The sequence below is a fragment of the Roseomonas sp. OT10 genome (assembly GCF_020991085.1).
Taxonomy (GTDB): Bacteria; Pseudomonadota; Alphaproteobacteria; order Acetobacterales; family Acetobacteraceae; genus Roseomonas; species Roseomonas cutis.
In genome coordinates this window covers 158943-184453 of the sequence record NZ_CP087720.1, presented here as the reverse complement: position 1 = coordinate 184453, position 25511 = coordinate 158943, and the positions used below count along the sequence as shown (strand labels likewise).

Annotated in this window: 21 protein-coding genes and 4 pseudogenes; 17 read left to right on the top strand and 8 right to left on the bottom strand. The window is 67.0% G+C overall.

All coding sequences use genetic code 11. The features are described from left to right. The first annotated feature begins 4 nt into the window (after positions 1 to 4). Together paoC and LPC08_RS25165 are read left to right on the top strand one after the other, a co-directional pair. A complete protein-coding gene (gene paoC, locus LPC08_RS25170) occupies positions 5 to 2224 on the top strand; it encodes an aldehyde oxidoreductase molybdenum-binding subunit PaoC (protein WP_230453182.1) in 2220 nt (739 codons plus the stop codon). 14 nt (positions 2225 to 2238) lie between these two features. After that, positions 2239 to 2556 carry a cysteine hydrolase family protein gene (locus LPC08_RS25165; RefSeq protein ID WP_230453181.1) on the top strand — a complete coding sequence of 106 codons (318 nt, stop codon included), beginning with the start codon at positions 2239 to 2241 and terminating at the stop codon, positions 2554 to 2556. Between the two features lie 2 nt (positions 2557 to 2558). Here LPC08_RS25165 and LPC08_RS25160 read toward each other — a convergent pair whose 3' ends face one another. After that, positions 2559 to 3380, bottom strand: a complete 822-nt coding sequence (locus LPC08_RS25160) for an IS5 family transposase (RefSeq protein ID WP_230450819.1) — start codon at positions 3378 to 3380, stop codon at positions 2559 to 2561. A gap of 103 nt (positions 3381 to 3483) precedes the next feature. Here LPC08_RS25160 and LPC08_RS25155 point away from each other — a divergent pair. The 4 genes and pseudogenes from LPC08_RS25155 to LPC08_RS25140 form a co-directional block, all read left to right on the top strand. Further along, positions 3484 to 3807: pseudogene (locus LPC08_RS25155) on the top strand (cysteine hydrolase family protein); the annotation flags it as partial. 92 nt (positions 3808 to 3899) lie between these two features. Continuing rightward, on the top strand, positions 3900 to 4826 hold the full coding sequence (locus LPC08_RS25150; protein WP_502592171.1) for an SMP-30/gluconolactonase/LRE family protein: 927 nt from the start codon (positions 3900 to 3902) through the stop codon (positions 4824 to 4826). Positions 4827 to 4864: 38 nt separating this feature from the next. Next, entirely contained in the window at positions 4865 to 5632 is a 768-nt protein-coding gene (locus tag LPC08_RS25145; RefSeq protein ID WP_230453179.1) for a glucose 1-dehydrogenase, read from the top strand. A gap of 91 nt (positions 5633 to 5723) precedes the next feature. After that, the gene (locus tag LPC08_RS25140; protein WP_230453178.1) at positions 5724 to 6137 is read left to right on the top strand and encodes a cyclophilin-like fold protein; all 414 of its coding nucleotides are present in this window, start codon (positions 5724 to 5726) and stop codon (positions 6135 to 6137) included. Here LPC08_RS25140 and LPC08_RS25135 read toward each other — a convergent pair. After that, the gene (locus tag LPC08_RS25135; RefSeq protein ID WP_230453382.1) at positions 6129 to 6722 is read right to left on the bottom strand and encodes a transposase; all 594 of its coding nucleotides are present in this window, start codon (positions 6720 to 6722) and stop codon (positions 6129 to 6131) included. The two genes, LPC08_RS25140 and LPC08_RS25135, sit on opposite strands and share 9 nt — an antisense overlap. A 178-nt stretch (positions 6723 to 6900) precedes the next feature. Between LPC08_RS25135 and LPC08_RS25130 the strand changes: the two genes are divergently transcribed. Then, entirely contained in the window at positions 6901 to 7929 is a 1029-nt protein-coding gene (locus LPC08_RS25130) for an IS110 family RNA-guided transposase (protein WP_230453177.1), read from the top strand. Positions 7930 to 8615: 686 nt separating this feature from the next. On the opposite strand, the pseudogene LPC08_RS25125 reads toward LPC08_RS25130, so the two are convergent. Next, a pseudogene (locus LPC08_RS25125) lies at positions 8616 to 9059 on the bottom strand (IS110 family transposase); the annotation flags it as partial. Positions 9060 to 9343: 284 nt separating this feature from the next. Here LPC08_RS25125 and LPC08_RS25120 point away from each other — a divergent pair. Next, positions 9344 to 9889 carry a TetR/AcrR family transcriptional regulator gene (locus LPC08_RS25120; protein ID WP_230453176.1) on the top strand — a complete coding sequence of 182 codons (546 nt, stop codon included), beginning with the start codon at positions 9344 to 9346 and terminating at the stop codon, positions 9887 to 9889. Positions 9890 to 9917: 28 nt separating this feature from the next. Next, positions 9918 to 10145: pseudogene (locus tag LPC08_RS25115) on the top strand (GMC oxidoreductase); the annotation flags it as partial. 432 nt (positions 10146 to 10577) lie between these two features. Here LPC08_RS25115 and LPC08_RS25110 read toward each other — a convergent pair. From LPC08_RS25110 to LPC08_RS25090, 5 genes are read right to left on the bottom strand one after another with little or no spacing between them, the layout of a single operon-like run. Further along, positions 10578 to 11345, bottom strand: a complete 768-nt coding sequence (locus tag LPC08_RS25110; protein WP_230453175.1) for a maleate cis-trans isomerase family protein — start codon at positions 11343 to 11345, stop codon at positions 10578 to 10580. After that, positions 11345 to 12889 carry a solute symporter family protein gene (locus tag LPC08_RS25105; RefSeq protein ID WP_230453174.1) on the bottom strand — a complete coding sequence of 515 codons (1545 nt, stop codon included), beginning with the start codon at positions 12887 to 12889 and terminating at the stop codon, positions 11345 to 11347. The genes LPC08_RS25110 and LPC08_RS25105 overlap by 1 nt, the downstream gene beginning before the upstream one ends. Beyond that, entirely contained in the window at positions 12886 to 13200 is a 315-nt protein-coding gene (locus LPC08_RS25100; RefSeq protein ID WP_230453173.1) for a DUF485 domain-containing protein, read from the bottom strand. Before LPC08_RS25100 ends, LPC08_RS25105 begins: the two co-directional genes overlap by 4 nt. Positions 13201 to 13233: 33 nt before the next feature. After that, positions 13234 to 15270 (bottom strand): hydantoinase B/oxoprolinase family protein, encoded by a 2037-nt coding sequence (locus tag LPC08_RS25095; protein ID WP_230453172.1) that lies wholly within the window; start codon positions 15268 to 15270, stop codon positions 13234 to 13236. Beyond that, positions 15267 to 17369 (bottom strand): hydantoinase/oxoprolinase family protein, encoded by a 2103-nt coding sequence (locus LPC08_RS25090; RefSeq protein WP_230453171.1) that lies wholly within the window; start codon positions 17367 to 17369, stop codon positions 15267 to 15269. Before LPC08_RS25090 ends, LPC08_RS25095 begins: the two co-directional genes overlap by 4 nt. 182 nt (positions 17370 to 17551) lie before the next feature. Between LPC08_RS25090 and LPC08_RS25085 the strand changes: the two genes are divergently transcribed. The 8 genes and pseudogenes from LPC08_RS25085 (at position 17552) to LPC08_RS25055 (ending at position 25438) form a co-directional block, all read left to right on the top strand. Beyond that, positions 17552 to 18286, top strand: a complete 735-nt coding sequence (locus tag LPC08_RS25085) for an IclR family transcriptional regulator (RefSeq protein ID WP_230453170.1) — start codon at positions 17552 to 17554, stop codon at positions 18284 to 18286. Positions 18287 to 18327: 41 nt separating this feature from the next. Further along, positions 18328 to 19383, top strand: coding sequence for a hydroxyacid dehydrogenase (locus LPC08_RS25080; protein ID WP_230453169.1), 1056 nt, complete (start codon positions 18328 to 18330; stop codon positions 19381 to 19383). Between the two features lie 276 nt (positions 19384 to 19659). Next, positions 19660 to 19800 (top strand): annotated as a pseudogene (locus LPC08_RS26350) (LysR family transcriptional regulator); the annotation flags it as partial. Positions 19801 to 19869: 69 nt separating this feature from the next. Further along, the gene (locus LPC08_RS25075; protein ID WP_230453168.1) at positions 19870 to 20568 is read left to right on the top strand and encodes a LysR substrate-binding domain-containing protein; all 699 of its coding nucleotides are present in this window, start codon (positions 19870 to 19872) and stop codon (positions 20566 to 20568) included. A gap of 199 nt (positions 20569 to 20767) precedes the next feature. Further along, positions 20768 to 22006, top strand: a complete 1239-nt coding sequence (locus tag LPC08_RS25070) for an ABC transporter substrate-binding protein (RefSeq protein WP_230453167.1) — start codon at positions 20768 to 20770, stop codon at positions 22004 to 22006. Continuing rightward, positions 22003 to 23550: a class I adenylate-forming enzyme family protein gene (locus LPC08_RS25065; protein ID WP_230453166.1), complete on the top strand. Its 1548-nt coding sequence runs from the start codon at positions 22003 to 22005 to the stop codon at positions 23548 to 23550. Before LPC08_RS25070 ends, LPC08_RS25065 begins: the two co-directional genes overlap by 4 nt. Before the next feature lie 41 nt (positions 23551 to 23591). Then, complete coding sequence (locus LPC08_RS25060; RefSeq protein ID WP_230453165.1) at positions 23592 to 24410, top strand: p-hydroxycinnamoyl CoA hydratase/lyase; 819 nt, start codon at positions 23592 to 23594, stop codon at positions 24408 to 24410. An 80-nt stretch (positions 24411 to 24490) separates the two neighbouring features. Further along, positions 24491 to 25438 (top strand): Bug family tripartite tricarboxylate transporter substrate binding protein, encoded by a 948-nt coding sequence (locus tag LPC08_RS25055; RefSeq protein ID WP_230453164.1) that lies wholly within the window; start codon positions 24491 to 24493, stop codon positions 25436 to 25438. Positions 25439 to 25511 lie beyond the last annotated feature (73 nt).

Genomic DNA, 25511 nt, shown 5'->3' with positions numbered 1-25511 from the left:
ACCCATGAAGTTCGACACTCCCGCCGGCTCCAACCCAATCGACCAGATGGCCGTGGTCGGCAGTCCACTCGACCGGATCGACGGACCGGCCAAGACCACGGGTACCGCCACCTATGCCTACGAGCACCACCGGGAGATCGCGAACCCGGCCTACGGCTTCGTCGTCGGCGCGGCGATCGCCAAGGGACGGATCCGCTCGATGGATGTGGCGAAGGCCAGGGCCGCGCCCGGCGTGATGGCAGTCGTCACTGCCCAGGACGCGGGCAAGCTCGGCAAGGGCAAGTACAATACGGTCAAACTGCTCGGCGGTCCGGAGGTGGACCACTACCACCAGGCGATCGCGGTCGTGGTGGCCGAGACCTTCGAGCAAGCACGCGCGGCGGCGGCACTGATCCACGTGGATTATGCCCGTGCCGAAGGGCAGTTCGATCTCGCCGATGCGCTGAAGACCGCCCCACTCACCGGCGGTACGAGCGGCGAGGGCAGCGGCGCATCCCCGGTCGAACGGGTCGGGAACTTCGAGCAGGCCTTCGCCGCCGCGCCCGTCAAGCTCGACGCCGAGTACACCACCCCGGACCACAGCCACGCGATGATGGAGCCCTTCGCGTCCGTTGCCGCCTGGACGGGCGACGAGCTGACGGTTTGGACATCCAACCAGATGATCGACTGGGGCCGGACGGACCTCGCCACCACCCTCGGCATCCCCAAGGAGAAGGTCCACTTCATGTCGCCCTACGTGGGTGGCGGCTTCGGCGGCAAGTTGTTCCTCCGCGCTGACGCGGTGCTGGCGGCGCTGGGCGCGAAGGCGGCGGGCCGGCCGGTCAAGCTGGCACTGACCCGCCCGCTCATGGCCAACAACACGACCCACCGTCCCGCGACCCGGCAGCGCATCCGGATCGGGGCATCGCCGGACGGCGTCATCACGGCCATCGCGCACGAGAGCGGCTCGGGCGACCAGCCGGATGGCCAGCCGGAGACGGCGGTCAACCAGACCAAGCTGCTCTACGCCGGCGCGAACCGGATGGTCTCCATGCGCCTGGCCGTGCTCAACCTCCCCGAGGGCAATGCGATGCGTGCGCCGGGTGAGGCGCCGGGTATGATGGCGCTCGAGATCGCGATCGACGAGATGGCCGAGAAACTCGGCATGGATCCCATCGACTTCCGCGTGAAGAACGACACGCAGGTCGATCCCGAGAAGCCGGACCGCCGGTTCTCGCAGCGACAACTGGTCCGCTGCCTCCACGAGGGCGCCGACCGGTTCGGCTGGGCGCGGCGCAACGCCAAGCCGGGCCAGGTGCGCGATGGGCGCTGGCTGGTCGGCCTGGGCGTGGCCTCGGCCTTCCGCAACCACATGGACATGCCCTCGGGTGCCCGCGTGCGGCTGGGACGTGACGGCTTGGTCACGGTCGAGACGGACATGACCGATATCGGCACCGGCTCCTACACCATCATCGCGCAGACCGCTGCCGAGATGATGGGCGTACCGACTGACCGTGTGGTGGTGAAGCTGGGCGACTCCGCTTTCCCTGTCTCGGCAGGCTCGGGCGGCCAGTTCGGCGCGGCCAACTCCACCGCGGGCGTCTATGCCGCCTGCGTCAAGCTCCGCGAGGCCGTGGCGCAGCGCCTCGGCTTCAACTCGGCCGATATGGTGTTCGCGGACGGCAAGGTCCGCAGCGGCAACCGCTCCGTCGAGCTCAAGGAGGCTGCGGCCGCCGGCGAGCTGACCGGGCAGGGCAGGATCGAGTTCGGCGACCTCAGCAAGACCTACCAGCTGTCGACCTTCGGCGCACACTTCGTGGAGGTGGGCGTGGATGCCTATACAGGCGTCACCCGGGTGCGACGGATGCTGGCGGTCTGCGCGGCCGGCCGCATCCTCAATCCCAAGTCTGCGCGCTCCCAGGTGATCGGCGCGATGACCATGGGCGTGGGCAGCGCGCTGATGGAGGAGCTGGCGGTCGACAAGCGGCTCGGCTTCTTCGTCAACCACGACCTCGCGACCTATGAGGTGCCGGTCCATGCCGACATCCCGCATCAGGACGTCGTGTTCCTCGATGAGGTCGACGACAAGGCCAACCCGATGAAGGCCAAGGGCGTGGGCGAGCTCGGCCTGTGCGGTGTCGGTGCGGCGGTGGCGAACGCCATCTACAACGCGACCGGCGTGCGGGTGCGTGACTATCCGATCACGCTCGACAAGCACCTCGACCGCCTGCCGGCGGTGACCTGAAGGGAAAGCGGACCATGAAGCCGGACACGACCGCGCTCCTGCTGATCGAGTTCCAGAACGACTTCGTCAGTGAGGGAGGCGTCCAGCACGACGCCGTCAAGGCGGTGATGGCCGAGACTGGCATGCTGGCCCATGCCCAGACGGTTGCCAAAGAGGCGCGTCGGCTAGGCGTGACGGTGCTGCACGCGCCCATCGCCTTCGCGGCGGGCTACCCCGAGATCCCGGCCGAGCCTTATGGCATCCTCGCTGGGATCAAGCAGGTGGGGGCATTCCGCAAAGGAAGCTGGGGCGCCGCCTTCGCTGAGAGTCTGATTCATAATTATCCGGCGTGATTTCATGGCCTTGCGATGCGGCGTGCGAAGAGCTGGATCGAGGCGATGAAGAGCCATGCGGTAGCCGATGCGATGGTCTGCTCGAAGTCCTTGGCGAGGCGGCGGTTCCGATTGAGCCAAGCCAGTGTGCGTTCGACAACCCAACGGCGCGGGAGGACGACAAACCCTCTTGCGGCATCTGACCGTTTGACGATCTCGACGGTCCATTTGCCGATCCGCCGGAGGGCGTCCCTGAGCTTGTCGCCAGCATATCCACCATCGGCGAAGACATGGCGCAGCCACGGGAAGCGCTTGATGATCTCGGCCAGCACCAGCGGCGCACCGTCACGGTCCTGGATGTCGGCGGTGTGGACTACCGCATGGACGAGATTGCCGTCGGTGTCGGTCAGGATGTGGCGCTTGCGGCCCTTGGTCTTCTTGCCCGCATCATAGCCCCGAGGTCCGCCGCTTTCCGTGGTTTTGACGCTTTGGCTGTCGATTACCCCGGCGCTGGGCGAGGCTTCGCGACCCGTCCCCTCACGGGCGATCAGCAACAGAGCATGGTTCAATGACAACCACAGCCTATTGTCCCGCCACAGGTAGAACCAGCGCCGCACCGTCGAGACCGGCGGAAAGCAGGGCGGCAGCATCCGCCACGGCAGGCCGCCACGCAGCAGATACAGGATCGCCTCGACAATCCGCCTGAGTGGCCACTTGCGCGGGCGGCCCACATGCGATGCTGGCGGAAAGAACGGCTCCAGCAGTGCCCATTCGGCATCGGTCAAATCGCTTGGCAAAGCCAGTTCCGCACGGGCATACTGCGCCCGAGTGGTATCGGTCCACATCGTTGATCTCCGGAAGTTTTCGCAAAAACCCCTGAATCAATGACCTGGGCTGGCGTCAAGCTAACCCGCTGATACCACTCAACTTAATTTCGGATCAGGCTCTGAGGAGATGGCACCAGAGGGGGGTGACATTGTACTGGAGGGCAAGCGGGGACTGGACTGTTTCGCCTCCACCAACATCGATTTCATCCTGCGCCAGCGGAGGATCACCGACCTCGCGATCGGTGGGTTCCTCACCAACTGCTGCGTGGAGTCCACCATGCGCTCGGCCTACGAGCGCGGCTTCCGGGTGGTGACGCTGACCGACTGCACCGCCACACTCAGCCCCGAGGAGCAGGCGGCCGCCGTGGAGAAGAACTTTCCCATGTTCTCCCGGCCGCTGACGCACGACGCCCTCCTCGCCGAGCTAGGATCGAACGTGGCGTGAGGAGGCGCAGGCCCGAGCGCGGCCGCTATCTCGGGTCGGCGCTCCTGACCGCCTGCCTCGCGCTCGGCCCGCCCGCCGTAGCTGCGGAGCGCCTGGGGCCTGCGGCTGAGAGCGCGGTGCCCGTACCACCGGCGGAACGCGCGCTGCCGACCATTCTTGCCGATCGGCCGGTCACGGTTCCTGGCGCGAAGCTGGATCTGGAAGGGCCTGTGTTCGAACGGACCGGCGGCCTAATCTTCTCGGACGTTCAGGGAGGGCGTGTGCTGCGCCTGGACCGGAGCGGCAGGATAGCCTCCATATCGAAACTGGACGGTCTGATGCCCGGCGGCATGGCCATCGCCCGCGACGGACGCATCTTCATCGCCGCCGGGAACGGCAAGGGCGGCGGCGCGATCGTCGCCATGGAACCTGACGGCACCAGCTTGCGGACGGTCCTGCCCGAGGATGCCGGCTTCTTCCCGAACGACCTCATCTTTGATGCCGCGGGCGGCTTCTACTTCACGGACGCCCGCGGCACGGTGGGCGACCCCGCGGGTGGCGTCTGGTACGTGCCTCCAGGCGGCGGACCGCCGGTGCCGATCGTCCGCAACCTCGCCGTCGCCAACGGAATTGCGCTCAGCCCGGACGGCAAGCGGCTCTGGGTTGGCGAGTATGCGCTCGGGCGGCTTTACCGCCTGGACCTGGTCGGCGCGACCGCCGTGGCGCCGTTCGGCGCCGCAGTCACCTATCACTTCACCGGTCCCGCACCGGATTCGATGCGCGTCGACAGCGAGGGCCGTGTCTACGTCGCGCTCTACGGACAAGGGCGCATCCTGATTTTCTCCCGGGAGGGTCTGCCGATCCGTCAGGTGCTGCTGCCCGGCCGCGATGCTGGACGGAACCTGCATGTTACCAGCATGGCCATCCGGCCAGGCAGCCGCGACATGGTCATCGTCACCAGTGACGGGGCGCCGAACGGCGGCGCAAGGATCTTCCACGCGAGAGCCCCGGGAAGCGGCATGGCCTCTGCCCCCCCTTAAAGTCCCCCCCGCAAATCCACAGCGTCACAAGGTTTGAAATGAACCCCACCTACGATTTCAGGGAACGGGTCGCCCTCGTGACCGGCGCCGGTGCCGGCATGGGGCTCGCGACTGCCAATGCCTTCGCTGAAGCTGGCGCTGCCGTCGTGCTCGCGGACCTCAAGGAGGACGCGGTGAGGGGGGCAGCGCAGAAGCTGGTCGCCGACGGGCACAAGGCGATCGCGGTCTCGTGCGATGTCAGTGACGACGGCCAGGTGGCGGCCATGGTGGAACGCGCCGTTGCAGAGTTCGGCCGCCTCGACGCCGCGTTCAACAATGCGGGGACGATGGCCCACGTCGCTCCGACAGCCGACAGCACTCGCGAGGAATGGGACCGCGTCATCGGGATCAACCTGCGCGGCGTCTGGTGCTGCATGAAGCACGAGCTGCGGCAAATGCAGCGCCAGGGTAGCGGCGCGATCGTCAACAACGCCTCGGTCGGCGCCCTGACTGGCAACCCAGGCATCGGCGCCTACATCGCTTCCAAGCACGGTGTGGTCGGCCTCACGCGCACGGCCGCCCTGGAATACATCCAGCACGGCATCCGCGTGAACGCCGTGAACCCGGGCACGATCGACACGCAGATTGCTCGAGATGTCGTCGAAGGTGACGACCAGGCCTACGCCGAGATGGTGAAGCGGATCCCCATTGGTCGTGCGGGCAAGCCCGAGGAGATTGCCTCGATCGTGCTGTGGCTGTGCAGCGCGGGCGCGAGCTATGTTGTCGGTCAGGCCTTCACCGTGGACGGCGGTCTGACCGTGCCTTGATGGGGCTGGGGCTACCTACTTCCGCTTCGTTTGTCCGCATGCCGTAAACCTTGCGCCTCGCAACGCCCACAGCCACTGCTGGAGAGCTCACATGCTGAAATCCGTCACGGGAGTAGCAGTTGCCGCCATTCTCGTCTGTACGGGATCCGCCATGGCGCAGGAACGCATCCTCATCGCATCCGATTGGGGCGAGGTAACGGCCGAACTGAACGACAATGTTGCCGCACGTTCGCTCGTCGGCATGCTGCCTGTATCGTTCAATATGCATGACCATCTTGGACAGGAAAAGACCGGCAATCTTCCCAGGTCCCTGCCGGAGGTTGAACGTCAGCGGGACTTCGCGGCCGGCACACTGGGATTATGGAGTTCCGACCACTTCGTGATCTATTACCGTGACGGTCGTGTCCCCTCGCCCGGCATTATCGTGCTCGGCCGTGTCACGGGCGATGTCTCGATCTTTGATCGCCCGGGTTCGGTCGCCATTCGAATCGAGAGGCTACAATGATGACATTGAAATGCGGCGCGGTGCATCGCACCTCCTCGGCGCTTCTGTTCCAAAGCTACTCTGTTGAAACCTTCCCGGCCGGGATCTGAGGATCATAAGGTTATGGGTGAGGACGCGCAGGATGAGTTCGCGCCGCTGAGCCTGATTTCCGCGTGCGGTCAGCGCTGAGCCTAGGCGGCGCTTATGCTGGCTGAAGCCGCTCTCGATGTGCCAACGCTGGTGATAAAGAACGCGGGGAAAGTGCTTGTGGAGGGTTCGCCTGTAGGGCGTCTTCGGCCAACGCCGCCCTGTGTTCCGCCGATTCAGGGCAATGATGCTGCGCCCGATGCCGAGTTCATCGCGGCAGAGACGATGGTTGTGCTCAGCGTCGTAGCCCGCATCGGCCAGAACCATGCTCAGAGTTACGAGCGCAGTGGCTTGGCGCAGAGCGGGTGCGAAGTTGGGCGAGTCCTGGCTGGGGCCGACGCCAGTGACAGCGCCGATGATCAGATGAGAGTGGATGTGGAGAACTGCGGTGAGCTTTGGCCAGGCTCGCTGCCGATGGCCCGAACCGTTGCCGCGTCGTCTGCCGAAGTGCTCACTCACATGCCGTGTTTCCAGTCCAGTCGCGTCCACCGCGGCGACAGGTGAGGCGTCGATCAGGCCGACAGACCTGGCCCGCTCCACGATGACCAACTAGGCATGGTGGAAGGCCCCCCTTTATGGAATGGCCCGCCCCTCTTTCGCGTAGCCTGTCTGGGGCAACCGGAAAGGGAGACGGCGCATGGACGTTCAGGTTCTCGGGATTGACCTCGGCAAGAACAGCTGCAGCCTGGTAGGGTTGGATGCCTCTGGTCGGGTGGTGGTCCGGCGGCGCATGCGGCGGGAGAGCATCGCAGCCTTCGCGGCCAAGGCGCCGGGCTGCATCGTGGCGATGGAGGCGTGTTGTGGGGCGCACCACCTGGGCCGGCAACTGGCGGGCCAGGGCCACGAGGTGCGCCTGATGTCACCGGAGTACGTGCGGCCCTACGTCAAGGCGCAGAAGAATGACGACCGGGATGCCGAGGCGATCGCTGAGGCTGCGACCCGGCCAACGATGCGGTTTGTGGCGCTCAAGAGCGAAGAGCAACTCGACGCGCAGATCCTGCACCGGGCGCGCGATCGCTTGGTGGGGCAGCGCACCGCGCTGATGAACCAGATGCGCAGCATCCTGCTCGAGCGCGGCATCACCGTCCCGCAGGGGACACGCAAGCTCCGGGATGCCCTTGCTGAGCTGGCCACGGCGGACGTCCCGGTCATGAGCGCCAGGGTGGGGCGGCTCCTAGAGGACATGGCGGAGCAGTGGCAGCAGCTCGACGAGCGCATCGCCTCGTTCGACGAGGAGTTCGCGGGGATGGCCCGCAACGATCCTGCGGCCCGGCGCCTGGCGACGATCCCGGGCATCGGCGTGCTGAACGCGACGGCGCTGGTGGCCGCCGTCGGCAGCGGCGAGACCTTTGGGCGCGGCCGCGACCTCGCGGCTTGGCTCGGCCTCGTGCCGCGGCAGGCGACCACCGGAGGCAAACCGAAGCTGCTGGGCATCACCAAGCGCGGGAGCAAGTACCTACGCAAGCTCCTGATCCAGGGCGCGCGATCGGCCATGCCGTCGCTGTCACGCACCGCGACCCCGCTGGGTGGTTGGCTGCGAGGTCTCCTCGCCCGGGCCCACGGCAACACGGTCGTGGTCGCACTTGCGGCAAAGATGGCGCGCATCGCCTGGGCCTTGCTGCGGAACAGGTCGGAGTTCGCTGCCATGCGGCCCGCGGCAGCGTAGAAACAAGATCGGCCCGTGACGCGCACCCGGCGTCAGGGGCTGGAGGAGGTCTGCGGGTGGTGGACGTGAGATGGCCTGACAGTCAACCGGTGTCCCACAAGCCTATGGCGAAAAATGGCACCTGATGCCGGCCCCTTTATGAGGCCTGGGACGCGCGGATCTCCATCTTGGCCAGGGCTCGACCCTGAGACCGGATACGTTGATGCAGACTGCCTGCGGCAGATCTCAGAAACCGCTTGCCGATGGGGCGGGCCATACGTTTTCTGCCTCCACCAGGAGACGGCGTGCCGCATAGGCCAGGGTGGAATAGTGTGGCACCTTCCTGAGGCCCAAGGCCTTTCGTAACTCCTGCCACTCGGCCACCAGGGTCACCAGCCCACGCTAGTCGGTCTGCAGGAACTGGCGCAGCACCAGGAGCGCGAAGAGTTGGGCTTGGGTGAAGTCGTGGCGGGAAGTCCGGCTCCCATAGGCTGGAAAGCTTCGTCGCCCGACGGCCAGGGCCTCACGTGCGACCCGCACCGCCGATTTCGTCATCCCGCGCATCGATGACCTCGCACCGAAACCTCAGATGCCTTCCCCAGCGCCCAGCCGCCAAAAAGGTTTCAACAGAGCATCCGCCGGTCTCTGCCTCCTCCTGGATCAGCACCACCAAGTCACCGACACGATGGCGTCCCGGCCGGCGCGATGATGCCGAACTCAGCGAGGTGACTGCCCGACGCATTGATCAGCATTGTCCGCTGCCGGACGAGGAGATCCCACACCCTGTGGTGCAGCAGGGCGGTCTGCTGCTCCTCAAACTTCACCGGCACAAAGCGCATGCTCGGACGGCAGGCTGCCTCGCAGATCGTCGCCGCGTCCGCGGTATCGATCTTGCTCCGACGCGCATAGGGTTTGACGTAGGCGAGTGGGATGAGTTGCACCTCGTGCCCGAGCGTCCGGATCTGGCATGCCCGGTGCTGCGCGGTCGCATAGGGCCTCCATGCCCACCTGGCAAGGCGGCAGGCCTGCGAAGAACCCGACCACCTGCCCTCGTTGCAGCTTGTGGCGGACCATCAGCCGACCCGCCGCATCCAGTCCATGGACTGGAAGACGCGCTTCCCGAGGTCGAGGCCGACGGTGCTGACCTCCATGACGAACGGCTCCTCTCCTCCGGCGTCACCAGCGACGACCAGATCCGGCCACTCGATGCCGCGCAGCAGGGGCCGTCCACCCCATCAACTCCAAGTCCTACACCATTGCCGGGGACACGACCCCTATGGGGCTGGCGTCATGGCATTGCCTCGTCGCTCGTGCGGGCTATATCCCGTCAGGAAACACGCGTTTCTTCATGATATGGTAGTCTCATATCGAGGTGAGAGTGTCCGGTCAATTCGATTCAGGAAGGGTACGGCAAAAGCAGCGCACCCAGCGCGAATTGCTGCGCGCCGCGCGCGAACTCATCGAGGCCGGCCGCCAGCCCGGCCTGGCCGAGATCGCCGACCATGCGCAGATCTCGCGCGCCACCGCCTACCGCTATTTCCCGACGCCGGAGGCGCTGATCCAGGAGGCGATACTCGATGCCATCGCGGCCGACCTGGACCGCTTCAGCGCCGCCCCGCCGCCCGGCAGCCCGGCCGAGGTGCTGGACATGGCACAGGATCTCGTCGCCGCCGTGCTGGCGCTGATGCATCGGCATGAGCGGCTGTTCCGCGCCTATCTGGCGCAGGCCGTTCTGCAGGACGCGGATGTCGAGAACCGCCGCAGCGCGCGGCGGCTGGACTGGCTCAGCCAGGTGCTGGCGCCGCTCCGCCCCCATGTGTCGGAGCCGGATTTCGCCCGCCTCATCCATGCGCTGGCGCTGTTCACCGGCATTGAGACGGTGGTGGTGCTGCGCGATGTCTGCGTGCTCTCGCCGGCCGAGATCGAGGACACGGCGCGCTGGGTCACGCGCGCGCTGATCGGGGCCGTTCAGATGGCTTGAGCGGGAAGCACATACTCAGCGCTTAACTCGACGGAGCGGTGGAGGTTGCTGGCATGCCTCCGGGACTTCGCGCATCGGACGGACCGACGACGCCTTGGCCGTAACGGACGGCGCCGGATTGGTGCGCTGAGTAGAAGGGCTGCGGGTTTGCGATGTCTCGCTCATGCCGACCATCCCCTGTGCAAACACCAATCTTCCGACGATCACGATCGCCGAGCGCGTTGCCAATCTAATGCGGGAACGCGTGACTGCTTGATCGGCGCGACAAAGGACGGAGAGGAGCGCAGTCTCGCCTGGGCGGAGATCACCTGCACGGCTGATCGACATCCTATTGCTTCTGCTCGCTATAGATATTGTCTTGTAAACAGCCGCCTCCGTTGTCGCCGGCATCAGCAGCTGCGCCTCCAGGCGGACCAGCTCGCTGGCTATCACCGCCCAGTCCGCTTGCCGGCCAAGCACCGCCGTCCGGCGCTTGCTCTAGCGGCACCACGAACCGGTCGCGGAGGGCGGCCGGCGAGGGCCTGTAGCAAGTTTACTCTCCGACGGCGGACCATCTCCAGGAGGAAATTGAGCGCCCTCCTCGAACCGCTCCGGGCTGAGGATCGGGCAACCCCGACACGGCGGTTAGCTTCGCTTCCCTGTCCCTCCGCGTATTCCCAGCCGTCCTCCCCCTCGGGGTTGGGCCGGCTCAGCCACCAGCCTGTTCACCGAGCTTGACCAAGCTTGACCGGGATAGGAGCGAGCCGAATCCGGCCAGCGGCACGTCGATACCCAGATGCCGGCGCAGAAGCCACCCTATAGCCTGGTTGCTGGTCAGCACCGGACGCCCCAGGAGTGCCTCAGCCTCATCCACCATCTCCAGCACTCGGATGGCGGTGCAGCTCAATAGCACCGCCTCTGCCTCGGCCGGCACATGCTTCCGCAACAGATCCAGCCATCGGGCAGGCGGGACGTCGAACATCTCGGCGGGTGTGCGCAGTCCCAGCCCATGCTCGGCGACGCATTCCAGCCCGTGCTGCCTGAAGAACGCGGCTTCCCGCCGGTTGATCTCGTCAATGTATGGTGTCACCAGCGCGATGCGGCGCACGCCTAGGGCGGCCGCGCCGGCCAGGATCGCCTGAGAAGTCGCAATGGCCGGGCATCCAGCGGACGCAGCCGCTTGCCGCAGGATATCGGCCTCCAGCGTACCGCTCAAGGTCGAGACCGCCGTGCAGTGAAAGGCGATGACGTCGGGCTGGGCATGGCCCAGCAGAGTAGCCGCCGCCTCGACACCTTCTGCCATCTGTAGCAGCTCCTCACGGGAGCTGCCGTTCAGTGGCAGGCGCGTCACATGCAGAGATACGCCGACCGGCATCATGGCAAGCAGGTCCGGCTCCGCGGTGATGTTGCCGGAAGGCAGCATTACCGCTGCGCGGGCACGCAGCCCGTAGCGGGGTGCAACAGGCGCCGGTGCCATCACGGTCCTGCCTCCCCCGCCAGGATGCGCCGCTCCATCTCGGCATAGCGCTGCCCGTCGTCGGCGCGCGAGGTGGCCAGGGAGACAAGGATGGTGGTCAGGAAGGCCAAGGGAACGCTGATGATGGCCGGATTGCGCAACTCGATGACCGCGGTGGCATGGCCCAGCATGTCCACCTGCACCAGCGGCGACAGGACGATGAGCAGGATGCTCGACAACAGACCCATCAGCATGCCGGCCCCGGCCCCCGCCGCTGTTAGCCGGGGCCAGAAGATCGCCAGCACCAGGGCCGGGAAGTTCGCGCTGGCCGCGACGGCGGTGGACAGGCCGACAAGGTAGGCGATGTTCTGCCCCTGGAAGGCCAAGCCCAGCAGCACGGCCAGCACGCAGATCGCGACGGAAGCGGCCCGCGCGACTCGCAGCTGCTCGGCTGGCGTAGCCTTGCCCTGGCGGATGACCTTGCTCCAGAGGTCGTGGGACAGGCTGGCGGCGCCGGCGATCACCAGCCCGGCCACCACCGCCAGGATGGTGGCGAAGGACACCGCCGCCACGAAGCCCAGCAGGGGCGCGCCGCCCACGGACTGGGCCAGCAGCGGCAGCGCCATGTTGCCGCCGCGGTCGGCCGCGCGGATCGCCTCCGGCCCGACCACCGCCATGGCGGCGAAGCCGAGCATGAAGGTCATCAGCAGGAACAGCGTGATCACGCTGGTGGCGAGGAACAGCGAACGCCGCGCCGCCCGCGCGTCCGGCACGGTGTAGAAGCGCATCAGCACATGCGGCAGGCTGGCGACGCCAAGGGCCAGCCCCAGCGCCACGGACAGCGCCTCCATCGGGCCGGAGATCGCCCGCCCCGGCGCCAGGACCCCGGCGCCGCCGCGGGCCACCGCGCCGCGCAGCATCGCCGTCGGGTCGAAGCCGAAGGCCATCAGGGAAAGGCCCAGCAGCAGGAAGGCCGCCAACATCATCAGGAAGGCCTTGATGATCTGCACCCAGGTGGTGGCCAGCATGCCGCCGAACAGCACGTAGACCAGCATCAGCCCGCCGATCACCACCACGGACAGGGCATAGGGCAGGCCGAACAGCAGCCCGACCAGCGTGCCCGCGCCGACCATCTGCATGATCAGGTAGATCACCACGATCACCAGCCCGTTGACCGCGGCGATGACGCGGATGGACGAGTTCCCCGTGCGGAAGGCGAGGACGTCGGCGAAGGTGTACTGGCCCATGTTCCGCAGCGGCTCCGCCAGCAGGAACATCATGATCGGCCAGCCGATGACGCCGCCGATGGCGTAGATCAGCCCGTCGAAACCCGAAAGGGACACAAAGCCCGCGATGCCCAGGAAGCCGGCGGCGGCAACGAAGTCGCCCGCCAGGGCCATGCCGTTCTGCTTGGCGCTGACGGCGTGCCCGGCGGCCAGGAAGTCCTCCGCCGTCCGGGTGCGGCGGGATGCCCAGCGCGTGACAACCATGGTCAGTGCCACGAAGGCGAGGAACAGGATGATGGCGGCCGGGTTCATCCCCGGCGCCGCGGCCTGCGGGTTCATGGCAGCGTCCTCCCCCGCCCGGCCAGCACCACGTCCAGCCAGCGTTCCGCCCAGAGCATGTAGAGGCAGGTCAGCAGCCAGGCGACCGCCATCACGCCCAGGCCGGCCAGAATGCCCAGGGACATACCGGGCATGACTTCCGTCGCCAGCGTCGGCTTGGCATAGGCCACGAGCAGGATGAAGGCCATCCAGGCCAGCATCAGCAGCCCGGCCAGGCCGAAAGCCACCAGCCGGCGCTGGCCGGCGATCCGCTGCACCGCCTCATCGGACAGTAACAAGGGCGCCGGCGGCGGCCTCGTTTCCATGTTCATCGTTGTTGTTCCTCCCTTGATGTCGAAAACGCGTCAGGCCAGCGCGGATTGCGGTTCCGCCACCCGTTGTGGCATGCCCGGTCGGGTGGCGTTCAGCGCCGCCCAGGCCTCCGTCACATCCTGCGGCGTCAGCGCCCCGTGGCGGGCGGCCCGCTCTTCCAGCGTCGTCCAGAGGCGCCGCCGGGCTTCGCTGCGGAGCGGCACGGGCAGGTCGTAGAGCAGGGTCGAGAACCGCTCCCAGACCGCCTCCGTCCAGCGACACTCGTAGGCCTCGCGCTCCGTGCCGAAGGCGAAGGCCGGGCCGGCGGCCGCTTCCTGCCGCTCGGCGCGCAGCGCCCGCGTGGCCTCGGCATCCACCGCGCCGTCGCGGATCACGACGCCGTAGTCGTCCGCCGCCGCGGCGGCCGAGACGAAGCCGTCGCGGACATCCTCCAGCACCTCCGCCGCCGGGCGCGACAGCGGCGAGCCATGGCCGCCGCCGCCGGGCGTCAGGATGCGCAGGACGTCCCCGGCGGAGACCTGGAGGCTGTCGATCTTCGGCAGCTCGCTGAAGGACGCCTCGCCGGCGCGGCGGATCTGCGCTCCGGCCCCCGCCGCCGGCCGGCCGCCAACCATGCCCCAGGGCTGGAAGCGGTGCCGCTCCTGCCCCCGCGCCGTCAGGATGGCGGTGGGGGCCAGCACCTCGAATTCCAGCACGGCGCCCAGCCCGCCGCGATGGCGCCCCGGGCCGCCGGAATCCGGCCGCAGGCCGTAGCGACGCACCAGCAGCGAGGCCGCCCCTTCCACGATCTCCAGCGGGCTGTTGCGAAGATTGGCGATATCCACCACGTCGCGGGCGTTCAGTCCGTCGCCGGCGGGGGAAGCGCCGGTGCCGCCCACCATTGGCTCCACCACGTTCACCTTGGTGCCGCCCGTGGCGAAGTCCGGCTCGGCCATCACGACAGGGGCGATGTAGCCCGCGCCGGCGGCGGGGACTGCATTCGGCAGCGCCTGCGCCAGCGCGCCGCAGACCGCGTCCTGCAGCCGTACGCCGGCCGTGGTCCGCAGGCCCACCGCCGCCGGCTGCAGGCAGTTGACGATGGATCCCTCCGGCGCCAGCACTGTCACAGGCCGCAGCAGGCCCGCATTGACCGGCACGTCCGGCTGTAGGGTCAGCAGCAGGAACATCACCTTGTAGATCAGCCAGGGATGTGGCTTTCCGGCCGAGGGGATGTTGAACGCGGCGCGCACCTGTGGGTCGGAACCGGTGAAGTCCAGGTGCAGCCTGTCGCCCGCTACTGTGACCGCGACCTCGAAGCGGATCGGGATCGGGCTGGTGGCGTCGTCATCGAGGTAGTCGTGAAAGCGGTAGGTACCGTCGGGGATGCCGGCGATCACGCCGCGCGCCCGTGCCTCGCTGTAGTCCAGAGCATCCGCCATGGCACCGGCCAGCACGTCGCGGCCGTTCCGTACCGCGGCCTCACGCATCCTTGCCTCGCCGATGCGCAGCGCCGTGACCATGGCGCGGATGTCACCGATGTTGTCCTTGGGCACGCGGCAATTGGCTAGGATGAGCTCCAGCACCTCGGACTGCTCCACACCGCCGCGGTAGATGCGCGTCGGCGGGATACGGATGCCTTCCTGGAAAACCTCGTAACTGGAGGGCGAAAGGCTACCCGGCACCTTGCCGCCGACATCGGTGGAATGGACGTAGGCATAGGCGTAGCAGAGCAGCTCGCCCCCGGCGAAGACCGGCATGATCAGGCTGATGTCGGGCAGGTGGGAGGACAGGCCGCCCGTGCTGTAGGGATCGTTGCAGGCGAGGATGTCGCCCTCCTCCAGCGGCCCGGCCCGCCGCAGAACGTCGCGGAAGTCCAGGCCCGCGAACATAGTGATGCCAATGGAGCGGGGATAGCCGAAGATCTCGCCGCCGGGCGTCACCAGCGCGACACCGAGATCGGCGGTCTCGTTGACGAAGACGGTGTGGCCGGTGCGCTGCAGCGCGTAGCCCATCTCCTCGGCGATCGAGCGGAAGCGTCCCATCAGCACTTCGAGCATGATGGGATCGGTGCGGCGTGAGGACGCGTTCACGGGGCCTCCCGGGTCAGCATGAGGTTGCCGTTGATGTCGGAACAGGCCGAGAAGCCCGGCGTCACGAAGGTGGTGGTGTCGAACTGCTCGATCACCGCCGGGCCGTGGATGACCTGCCCGGCCTTGAGACCAGCGCGGTCATGAATGGCCGCGTCGTGATAGCGCCCCGTGAAGAAGATGGGCCTGCGCCCGCGCGGCACCGGCGCCTCCCCTTCGGCGGCCTGCGGCAGTGGCCGCGCGCCCGGCGGCTCCGTCCGGCCGATGACCGAGACGCGAAGGTCCACCAGCAGGACCGCTGCCCTGAGGTCGCTGTTGTGGTAGAGGGCCTCGTAGGCGGCGTGGAACAGCCGGCTGAGCGTCGCGGCATCAAGATCACCGGTCGCGACGTCGGACGGGATCTCCACCTCCACGTCGAAGGCCTGACCCTGGTAGCGCATGCTGGCGGTGCGGCGCAGCTCGATGCGCGCGATGTCCGGCCGTTCCGCGGCCAGCCAGGCGCGCCCCTGGGTTTCCAGCTGCGTGACGATGTCGCGGATGGTGTCCGCCGCCATGCGCGCCAGCGGCGCGCGACAGGAGCGCACAGTTTCGGCGCTGAAATTTGCGATGGCGGCCCCGTAGGCGCAGAGCGCCCCCGGCGCGGGGGGCACCAGGATGCGCGGGATGGCCATGTCCTCCGCCAGCAGGCAGGCATGGGTCGGGCCGGCGCCGCCGAAGGCGATCAGGGTGAAGTTGCGCGGGTCGATGCCGCGCTTGGTCAGCATCGGCATGATGGCATTGGCCATGGTGGCCGTCGCCAGCGTCAGCATGCTCTCGGCCGCCGCCTCCACGCTGACGCCAAGCCGCGCGGCGACGCCCCCGACCGCCGCGCGGGCCTTGTCCGGATGCAGCGGGAGGTTGCCGCCCGCGAAGCGCGCGGGGTCCAGGTAGCCGCAGGACAGGTAGGCGTCCGTGGTGGTCGGCTCCTCCCCGCCCTGGCCGTAGCAGGCGGGTCCCGGCATGGCGCCGGCGGAACGTGGGCCGAGCTTCAGCAGGCCGGCCTCGTCGAACCACGCGATCGACCCGCCGCCGGCGCCGACCGCGAAGACGTCCACGGAGGGCATGATCATGGGGAAGTCGCCGACCACCGCCTCGGTGGACTGGACCGGGCGGCCGTCGCGGATCACGGCGACGTCGGCGCTGGTGCCGCCGATGTCCAGCGTCACCGCTTCCGACACGCCGCTCAGCCCCGCCACATAGGCCGCGCCCACCACGCCGGAGGCCGGGCCGGACAGCATGGTATGGACCGGCTCCATGCGCGCAGTCTCGGCCGACATGACGCCGCCGTTGGAGCGCGTGATGTACAGCCGCGTCTGCACCCCAACATCCGCCATGTCCCGACGCAGCGAATCGACATAGCGCGACATCACCGGCTGCACGTAGGCATTCAGCGCCGCAACCGTCGCGCGCTCATATTCGCGAATCTCCGGCCACAGAGCTGAGGACAGTGACACGTGCAGGTCCGGCCTGGCCTGCTGCAGCACCTCCGCCGCGCGCCGTTCCTGGCCGTCATTGGCATGGGCGTTGAGGAAGCAGACCGCGAGGCTCTCGACCCCGTCGTCCAGGGTTCCCGCCACCGATTCCAGCTGCGCCTCGTCCAGCGGCTCCAGCTCCTCGCCGGACGCGGCGACGCGCCCGGCGACTTCCAGCATCCGGCGGCGCGGCACCAGGGGCGGCGGCAGCCGCGCCAGCAGGTTGAAGATGTCCGGCTTCCGCAGCCGCGCCAGTTCCAGCATGTCCCGCGTGCCGTCCGTCACGACCATGGCGACCGGCGCGCCGCGCCGTTCCAGCACCGCGTTCAGCGCGATGGTGGTTCCATGGACAAAGGAACCGATGGCCGCCGGCGTGGCGCCCACGCTGCGCATGATCTCCGCCACGCCGCGCGCCACGGCGCGGGAGGGCTCGCGCGGCGTGCTCTGCACCTTGTGCGACACCACGGCCTTGGTGCGCTCGTCGATGAGGCTGAGATCAGTGAAGGTGCCGCCGATGTCGATGCCGAGGCGGTAAGGCTGCGCGGCCACGTCGTGGCCGGGGGTGGGAACCGTACCGTCGGGCGGGCTCACGGCCGGGCTCCGGGCGCGGTGATGCTGGGAAAGGATTGGCGGCAATGCTGCATCTTGAACGCGGCCTCCCGTTATGCATTGATTAATTGAATTCCGAATTATGAACCTGACGGACTGCTTAGATGTCAAAGGAAAAATCGCCGGACGGCGCTTCCGAGAGCTCCCGGCAGGAAGTCCGGTCGGTGGTGGTCGGTACCCGGCTGCTGGAGGAACTGGCGGATTCCCACGGCCCGCTGAACCTGTCGGAACTGGCCCGGCGCGCCGGCATGGTGGCGGCCAAGGCGCACCGCTACCTAGCCGGGTACATGAGCGCGGGGCTGGTGGCGCAGGACCCGGGGACGGGACGCTACGACCTCGGGCCCTTCGCCTTGCGGATGGGGCTGGCGGCCCTGCGCCGGCTGGACGTGACGAGCCTGTGCCAGCCGGTGATGGAACAATTGCGCGACGAGGTCATGGAAACCGTCTCGCTCGCCATCTGGACCCCGCGAGGCCCCACCCTGCTGCGGTGGGTGGGTAACGGCGCAGCCGTCACCATCAACATCAACCCGGGCACGGTGCTGCCTGTCACGCGCTCCTCCAATGGGCGGATCTTCGCGGCCTATCTGCGCCCGAAGCTGACGCAAGCTTTGGTGGAAGCGGAGCTAGCGGAGAGCGCGGACCCGGCACAGGCTCGCCGGGAGTTCGAGGACATCCTAGAGGCAACACGGCGCGATGGCATGAGCGTTGGCGCCGGCGCGGTGCTTCCGGGCATATGCTCCATCAGTGCGCCGGTGTTCCGCCACGATGGCGACCTCGCCGCCGCGCTGACTATCGTCGGCGTCAGCGGAGTGTTGGACACGCGCGTGCAGGGAACGGCCGCGAAGGCTCTGATGCGCGGGGCAAGGGCGTTGTCAGCCCGCATGGGCCGGCAGGGTTGATGGCCGCTCCAGGCCGTCACGAGAAGGGAGAGGGAAACAGCATGAACGAGAAGCCGAAGACGCTGGTCTTTTTCGAGGAATGGGTCGATCCCGTGGCCGAGACAATCCTGGCCGCCGAGCCGGATATCGACCTGCGGCGGCTGCGCTATGACGACCCCCGGTCGACCAATGACGACGTCATGGCGCGCGCCCACGGCTACCAGGTGCAGGCCCGGACCGAGCTGCGGGAACCCTGGTTCGGCGATGCCGCGCTGATCGCGCGCAGCCCGCGCCTGCTCGCTATGAGCTCGACCGGTGCCGGCTATGACTACATCGACACCGAAGCCTGCACCGCGGCCGGCGTGCTGGTGCTGCACCAGTCCGGCAGCAATTCCGAGGCCGTGGCCGAGCACGCGCTGGGCATGATGCTGGTGCTGTCCAAGCGGATGGCCGTGGCGGACAAGGCGCTGCGCCGCGGCGGGACGGTGGACCGGTACGCGCTGCAGGGCAACGACGTGCAGGGCAAGACGCTGGGCATCGTCGGCCTAGGGCTGATCGGACGGCGGCTGGCCGGTTTGTGCAATGGGCTGCTCGGCATGCGGGTGTTGGCTTACGATCCTTACCTGGACGCGGCAGAGATCAGCGCCCGGGGCGCCGAGCAGATAACGCTGGACGCACTGCTGGCCCAGTCCGACTTCGTGTCCGTCCATTGCCCGCGCAATGCCGAGACGCTCAACCTGTTCGGCGCGGCGGAGTTCGCGCGGATGAAGCCGACCGCCTACTTCATTAACACCGCGCGTGGAGGCATCCACGATGAAGCCGCCCTGGCTCAGGCGCTGGCGGAGAATCGGATCGCCGGCGCTGGCATCGACGTGTTCCTGCGGGAACCGCCGCCAGCCGACCATCCCCTGCTGCGCTTCGATAACGTCATCGCCAGCCCGCACACCGCGGGCATCACTGCGGAAGCGTTGCGGCAGATGTCGGTGATGGCGGCGCAGCAATGGATCGACGTGCTGGCTGGGAAGGTGCCGCCGCGCCTGGTCAATCCCGAGGTCTGGCCACTCTATACACGCCGCTTTGAAGAACTGATGGGACATCCTCCTGACGCGCTGCCTTGACGCAACGCTCGCCGAAGGCCGCCGAGACATGAGCCCCGGCGGCCGTCTGGCGGAGGTGTTTGCTGCCTCCTACAGCCGCAAGACCCGCCAGGAGATGGTTTGCGTGGCGTCCCGGCAGAGACGCCTGCGTCTGCCTAGTCGGCGAAACTCGGGAACCGGTTCTCCGAGCTGATCAGGCCGCGGCCGGAGTGACGGGTCAAGCCTGGAAGGGCGAGTTGGCCTTCTCCTCGGCGTGAACCATGCCTTTTGTCTTCAAACGTCGCGATACCTCGCACTATGGCAGCCGATACCTCTGTCCTTGATCTCAACCTCCTTCGAATCCTCAGCGCCGTCGCGCGGGAGAGAAGCGTATCTCGCGCCGCGACACTGCTGGGGCTGTCCCAACCCGCCGTGAGTGGGGCACTTGCACGACTACGAACGGCTCTCGGAGACGACCTCTTCGTCCGCAGCCGGAGCGGCATGGAGCCGACTCGGCAAACCGAGGAGATGCTGCGTGTCATCGACGAGGGGCTTGACCTCATCCGCGCTGGCCTGACGCAGACGCAAAACTTCCTGCCAAGCGAATCGAACGCCACATTCCATCTATTGGTTTCAGACATTGGCGAGGTTTACTACCTGCCCAGGCTCGTCTCGCACCTACGCCGTGTCGCGCCTGGAGTCCGCCTTCGCGTGACGCAGTTGACCGGTCGATCCCATGCCGAGATGTTAGAAAGCAGTCGTGCGGATCTTGCGGTCGGATACCTAGCGCGTCCGGTCGGACGCCTTCGCCGCCAGAAGCTGTTCTCAGAAGAGTTCATCTGCATGTGCCGGGACGGTCATCCGGGGATCAGTGACGTTCCCACTCTGGATGAGTACCGCCGTGCGGCACATGTGTGCGTCTCGCGTCGCACCCGCCGTGAGGAGATCGTGGACGATGCTTTGGCCCGGATCGGGCTTGAACGAGAGGTCGTCCTCACCCTGCCACACTTCATGGCGGCAGCGGCGGTTGTGTCGGAAACGGATCTCGTCATGACGGTGCCCCGCCGCTTCTCCCAGACGATGCCGGCCTGTGCCGGCTTGCGCAGCCTGCCGCTTCCCTTCGAGGTGCCCAGCTTCAGTGTCTGCATGTTCTGGCACGAGCGAATGCAGAAGGACAAAGCAAATCAGTGGCTACGCCGCACCTTCGCGGATCTCTTTCGGACCTGACGCTTCGAAACAGGCGGGACAGGGAAAGCTGCCGGATCGTGCCGGTACTCGCCGCAGCACTACCTCCTCGAATAGAGACCATTTATCGCAGAACGCGATATTATATATAAAGCAATACGATTTTCTGCATCGGAAACTCACCCCTACCATCTGGGCAAGGCCAGCTTCGGAGAAGACCGGCCAGAGGTAGGAGGAAGCGATGCTGACTCGACGTGCATGCGCTATGCTCGGAGCTGCCTTGGTTCCCGTCCAGTTCGGTCGAAGCCTTGCGGCGACACCGTTCCGGATCGGCGTGCTGAACGACCAGTCGGGCGTGTTCTCCAGTTCGACCGGCCCGGGAGCCTCGATCTCCGCTCGCATGGCGGTCCAGGATTTCGGCGGCCAAGTGAACGGACGCCCTATCGAGGTGCTGGCGGCGGATCACCAGAACAAGCCGGATGTGGGCGCCTCCATTGCAAGGCGTTGGTTCGATGTCGACAATGTCGAGGCGATTGTCGACATCGGCAACTCGGCCATCGCTCTCGCCGCCGCCGCGCTCGCTCGCGAGAAGAACAAGGTGGTCCTGATCTCCGCCGCGGGCGCGACGGCCCTCACCGGATCCTCCTGCAGCCCCAACACGGTCCAATGGACCTACGATACTTGGTCGACCGCTTCCGCGCTGACCCAGGCGCTCGCGGATGAGGGACGGAAGACCTGGTTCTGCATCACCGCGGACTACGCCTTCGGGCACAGCCTCCAGGCTGTGGTGACGGACACGGCCGCGGAATCCGGCGGCCGCGTCATCGGCTCTGCGCGGCATCCGATCGATACCACCGACTTCTCGGCGCTGCTGCTGCGGGCGCGGCAGTCCGGGGCGGACGTGATCGGCCTGGCGAATGGCGGCGACGATACGACCCGCGCCATCAAGCAGGCCCGTGAATTCGGAATCACCCCGAAGCAGACCGTGGTCGGACTGGCCGCGATGATCAGCGACGTCGACGCGATCGGACCGGAGCAGGCGCAGGGACTGCTGCTCAGCGAGAGCTTCTACTGGAACCTGAATGAACGGACACGGGCCTACGCGCAGCGCTGGTCGCAGCAGAACAGACAGCGCATGCCCACGATGATGCAGGCCGGCGTCTACTCGGCGGTCCTGCACTATCTCAAGGCGCTGGCCGACGTGCCGGATGCGGGCGACGGCGCCGCGGTGGTGCGCCGGATGAAGGCGATCCCCATCGACGATCCGCTCTTCGGCCGTGGACGGATCTTGCCGAACGGACGGGCAGCCCTCGACATGCATGTTCTCCGCGCCAAGGCGCCGGCCCAGGTGAAGGAGGCCTGGGACTACCTGGAGGTGGTCAAGACGATCCCCGGCGAACGCTCCATGCGTCCAAGCTCGCGGGATGCCTGCCCGCTCCTCGCCAGCGCACCGGCCGCCATGGGAGTGACCCCGCGGTGATCCTCGGCGACATCCTCGAGCGGAATGCGCACAATCGGCCGGAGGATACCGCCCTCATCTTCGAGGGACGGCGGCTCACCCATGCCGAGTTCCTGATCCGGGCCTACCGGCTCACCAATGCCCTCCATGACCGAGGACTGGCGCCCGGAGACAGGGTCGCGATCCTCGCCCGGAACCGTTCCGAATACATGGAGGTCTATGCGGCCTGCGAGGTGAGCGGCCTCATCGTCGTACCGCTGAACCACCGGCTCGCCGTGCCGGAGCTGCTCGACATATTCCGAGATGCCGCGGCCTCGGCGCTCATCTACGCCGGCGACATGGCGGCAGAGGCGCGCAGCCTGGCGGCGGAGGCGCGAGGGCTGCGTCTGCTGCTTTCGCTGGATGATGAGGGCGCGGAGGGTTACGAGGCGTTGCTCGCGAGTGCCGGCCCGGCCCGGCCGCGTCAGCGCCCGTCTCCCGAGGATGCCGCGCTGATCGTCTACACGAGCGGATCCACGGGGCGTCCGAAGGGTGTCATCCATACCCATGCGAGCCTGCTAGCCGGAGCCATCGCCGGTTCCCATGAGGGGCAGGCACGTCCGGACGGCGTCACGCTCATCGTCATGCCGCTCTTCCACATCGGCGGGAAGATCGAGGCGCTGTACTTCTCGCTCCTCGGCGGCACCATCCTCCTCCACGCCGCCTTCGACGAGAAGGCGGTGCTCGAGAGCATCGAGCGGGAGAAGGCGACGGGCGCGCATCTCGCCCCAGTCATGATCCAGCGTCTCCTCGACTATCCGGACTTCGCATCCTACGACCTCACGAGCCTCACGAATGTCCACTATGCCTCGGCGCCGATGCCGGTGCCCTTGCTCCGACGGGCGATCTCCGCCTTCGGGCCCATCTTCACTCAGATCTACGGCTCGACGGAATGCCTCGGCGGAACCCTCCTGAAGCCCCACGAGCACGTGGTGGAGGGCTCACATGGCGCGGTCGAACGGCTGTCCTCGGCCGGCCATCCTTTCCTGGGCAACGACATCCGGATCGCCCGGGATGACGGATCCGAATGCGGCGCTGGCGAGATCGGGGAGGTGCTCTTTCGCGGCCCCTCGATGATGGCGGGGTACTGGAACAACGAGGCCGCCACTCGCGATGCCATTCGCAACGGCTGGCTGCACATGGGAGATGTCGGCTACCTCGACGACCAGGGCTACCTGTTCATCGTCGACCGCAAGAAGGACATGATCGTCTCCGGCGGGGAGAATATCTATTCCTGGGAAGTCGAGGAGGCGATCCGCACCCATCCCGATGTTGCCGAGGCGGCCGTGATCGCGGTGCCGGACGCCCATTGGGGCGAGGCCGTGAAGGCCTTCGTCGTGCTGCGCGCCGGCTGCGCACTCACTGCGCAGGATCTCGTCGAGCACGTCCGGACCCGCATCGCCAGCTACAAGAAGCCGCGATCCCTGGAGTTCGTCCGCGAGCTTCCCCGGCTGCACCACGGAAAGATCGACAAGAAGGCGCTGCGGGCTCCCTTCTGGTCGAATCAGGCGCGTCAGGTCTCCTGATCGCCAGCGTCACCGGCTGCCTGCAACAAGAGGGTAGAAAAATGGAACTCGAAACACTGAAGATCGCGAAGGCGGACGGGATCGCAACGGTCACCCTCAACCGCCCTAACAAGCGCAATTGCATGAGCCCGCAGCTGCACCAGGAGATGACCGAGGTTCTCGCCAAGCTCCGCTACGATGATGAGGTTCGCGTCGTCATCATCACGGGTGCCGGCGACAATTTCTGCGCCGGCATGGACCTGAAGGAGTTCTTCATCGCCCTGAAGGACAAGCCCGCGGAGTATGAACGGGTCTGGAGACAGGCGGCCGAGTGGCGCGGTCGCACGCTGCGCTACTATCCCAAGGCCACGATCGCGATGATCAACGGCTACTGCTTCGGCGGGGCCTTCTCGATCGTCGAAGGCTGCGACCTCGCCATCGCGGCGGAGGACGCGACCTTCGGCCTCTCGGAGATCAACTTCAAGCTTTTCCCGGGCGGTACGGTGAGCAAGTCGCTAGCCAATCTCCTGCGTCCTCGCGATGCGCTCTGGTACGGCATGACGGGCCGTCCCTTCGACGGCAAGACGGCAGCCCAGATCGGCCTGATCAATCTCGCAGTGCCGCGCGCGGAGCTTCTGGAGACCACCATGCAGGTTGCGCGGGAGCTCGCCTCCAAGGATCCGCACGCCATGAAGGCGACGAAGGATGGCTACCGCATGTCGCTCGAGATGAGCTGGGATGCGGCGTGCAGCTACTCCTTTGCCAAGGAGCAGGAATTGGTCGTGGCCCAGGGCGATGCGTGGCGCAAGGAGGGCATCGGCGACTTCCTCCAGGGCAAGTACCGTCCTGGTCTGGAGAGCCACGGGGCCGGCGCGGCGTGATCTGCCTCGGCATTCGCCTGGGCCCCGCGCCCGTCCGAAGCGATCGGTAGCGAATGGTCCTGGAGATGGAGAACACAACAATGACACGCATCGGCATGTTCGCTCTTGCGCTGATGGCCCTGCTGCCCAGCATGGCCGGGCCGGCGCGGTCCGCGGAATTTCCCAGCCGACCGGTCGTCATTACCGTCCCGACCGGGGCTGGCGGCGCCGCTGACAGCATTGCCCGGCTGCTTGCTCCTTGGCTCACAGACATTTGGGGCAAGCCGGTGATCGTCGAGAATAGGCCTGGCGCCGGCGGCAACATCGGCACGCAATTCGTCGCTCGTTCCAGTCCGGACGGGCACGCGCTCTTGATCTACACGCCGAACGTCAACGTCAACCGCTATCTGTATCGGGACCTCGGCTACGATCCCGACAAGGATCTCACACCCATCACGCAGCTGGCGACCTCGCCTCTGATCCTCGTCAACAGCGCGAAGTCGCCGATCAAGACCACGCGGGAGCTGCTTGATCTCGCGCGCCGCCAACCGGGACAGCTGAGCTGGGCGTCAGCGGTCGTCGGCAGCCCCAATCACCTCGGCGGGGAACTTTTCCGCCAGCGGGCGGAGCTTGACGTCGTCAACATTGCCTATAAGGGCATCCAGGAAGGCATGCTGGACATCATCGGCGGCCGGGTTGACTTCGGCGTCGGGACCTCCGCCGCATCCCTTCCTCTCATCCGCGGCGGGCAGCTCAGGGCGCTCGGGGTAACCTCACCGCAGCGTTCCGAGCTTATGCCGGATATCCCGACGATTTCGGAAGGCGGCGTCCCCGGCTTCTCCATAATGGCATGGGACGGTCTGTGGGGCCCGGCGAACATGCCGCCGGAACTCGCAAAGAGGATCCAGCAGGATGTGGCGGCCTCACTGGCAGAGCCGCGGCTGCGTGAGCAGCTTGCGGCGCTCGGCTTCACCGCCGTCGGCAGCACGCCGGAGCAGTTCCGGGAGGTCATCCAGTCAGAGACTGCTGAGAGCCTGATCCGAAATTAAGTTGAGTGGTATCAGCGGGTTAGCTTGACGCCAGCCCAGGTCATTGATTCAGGGGTTTTTGCGAAAACTTCCG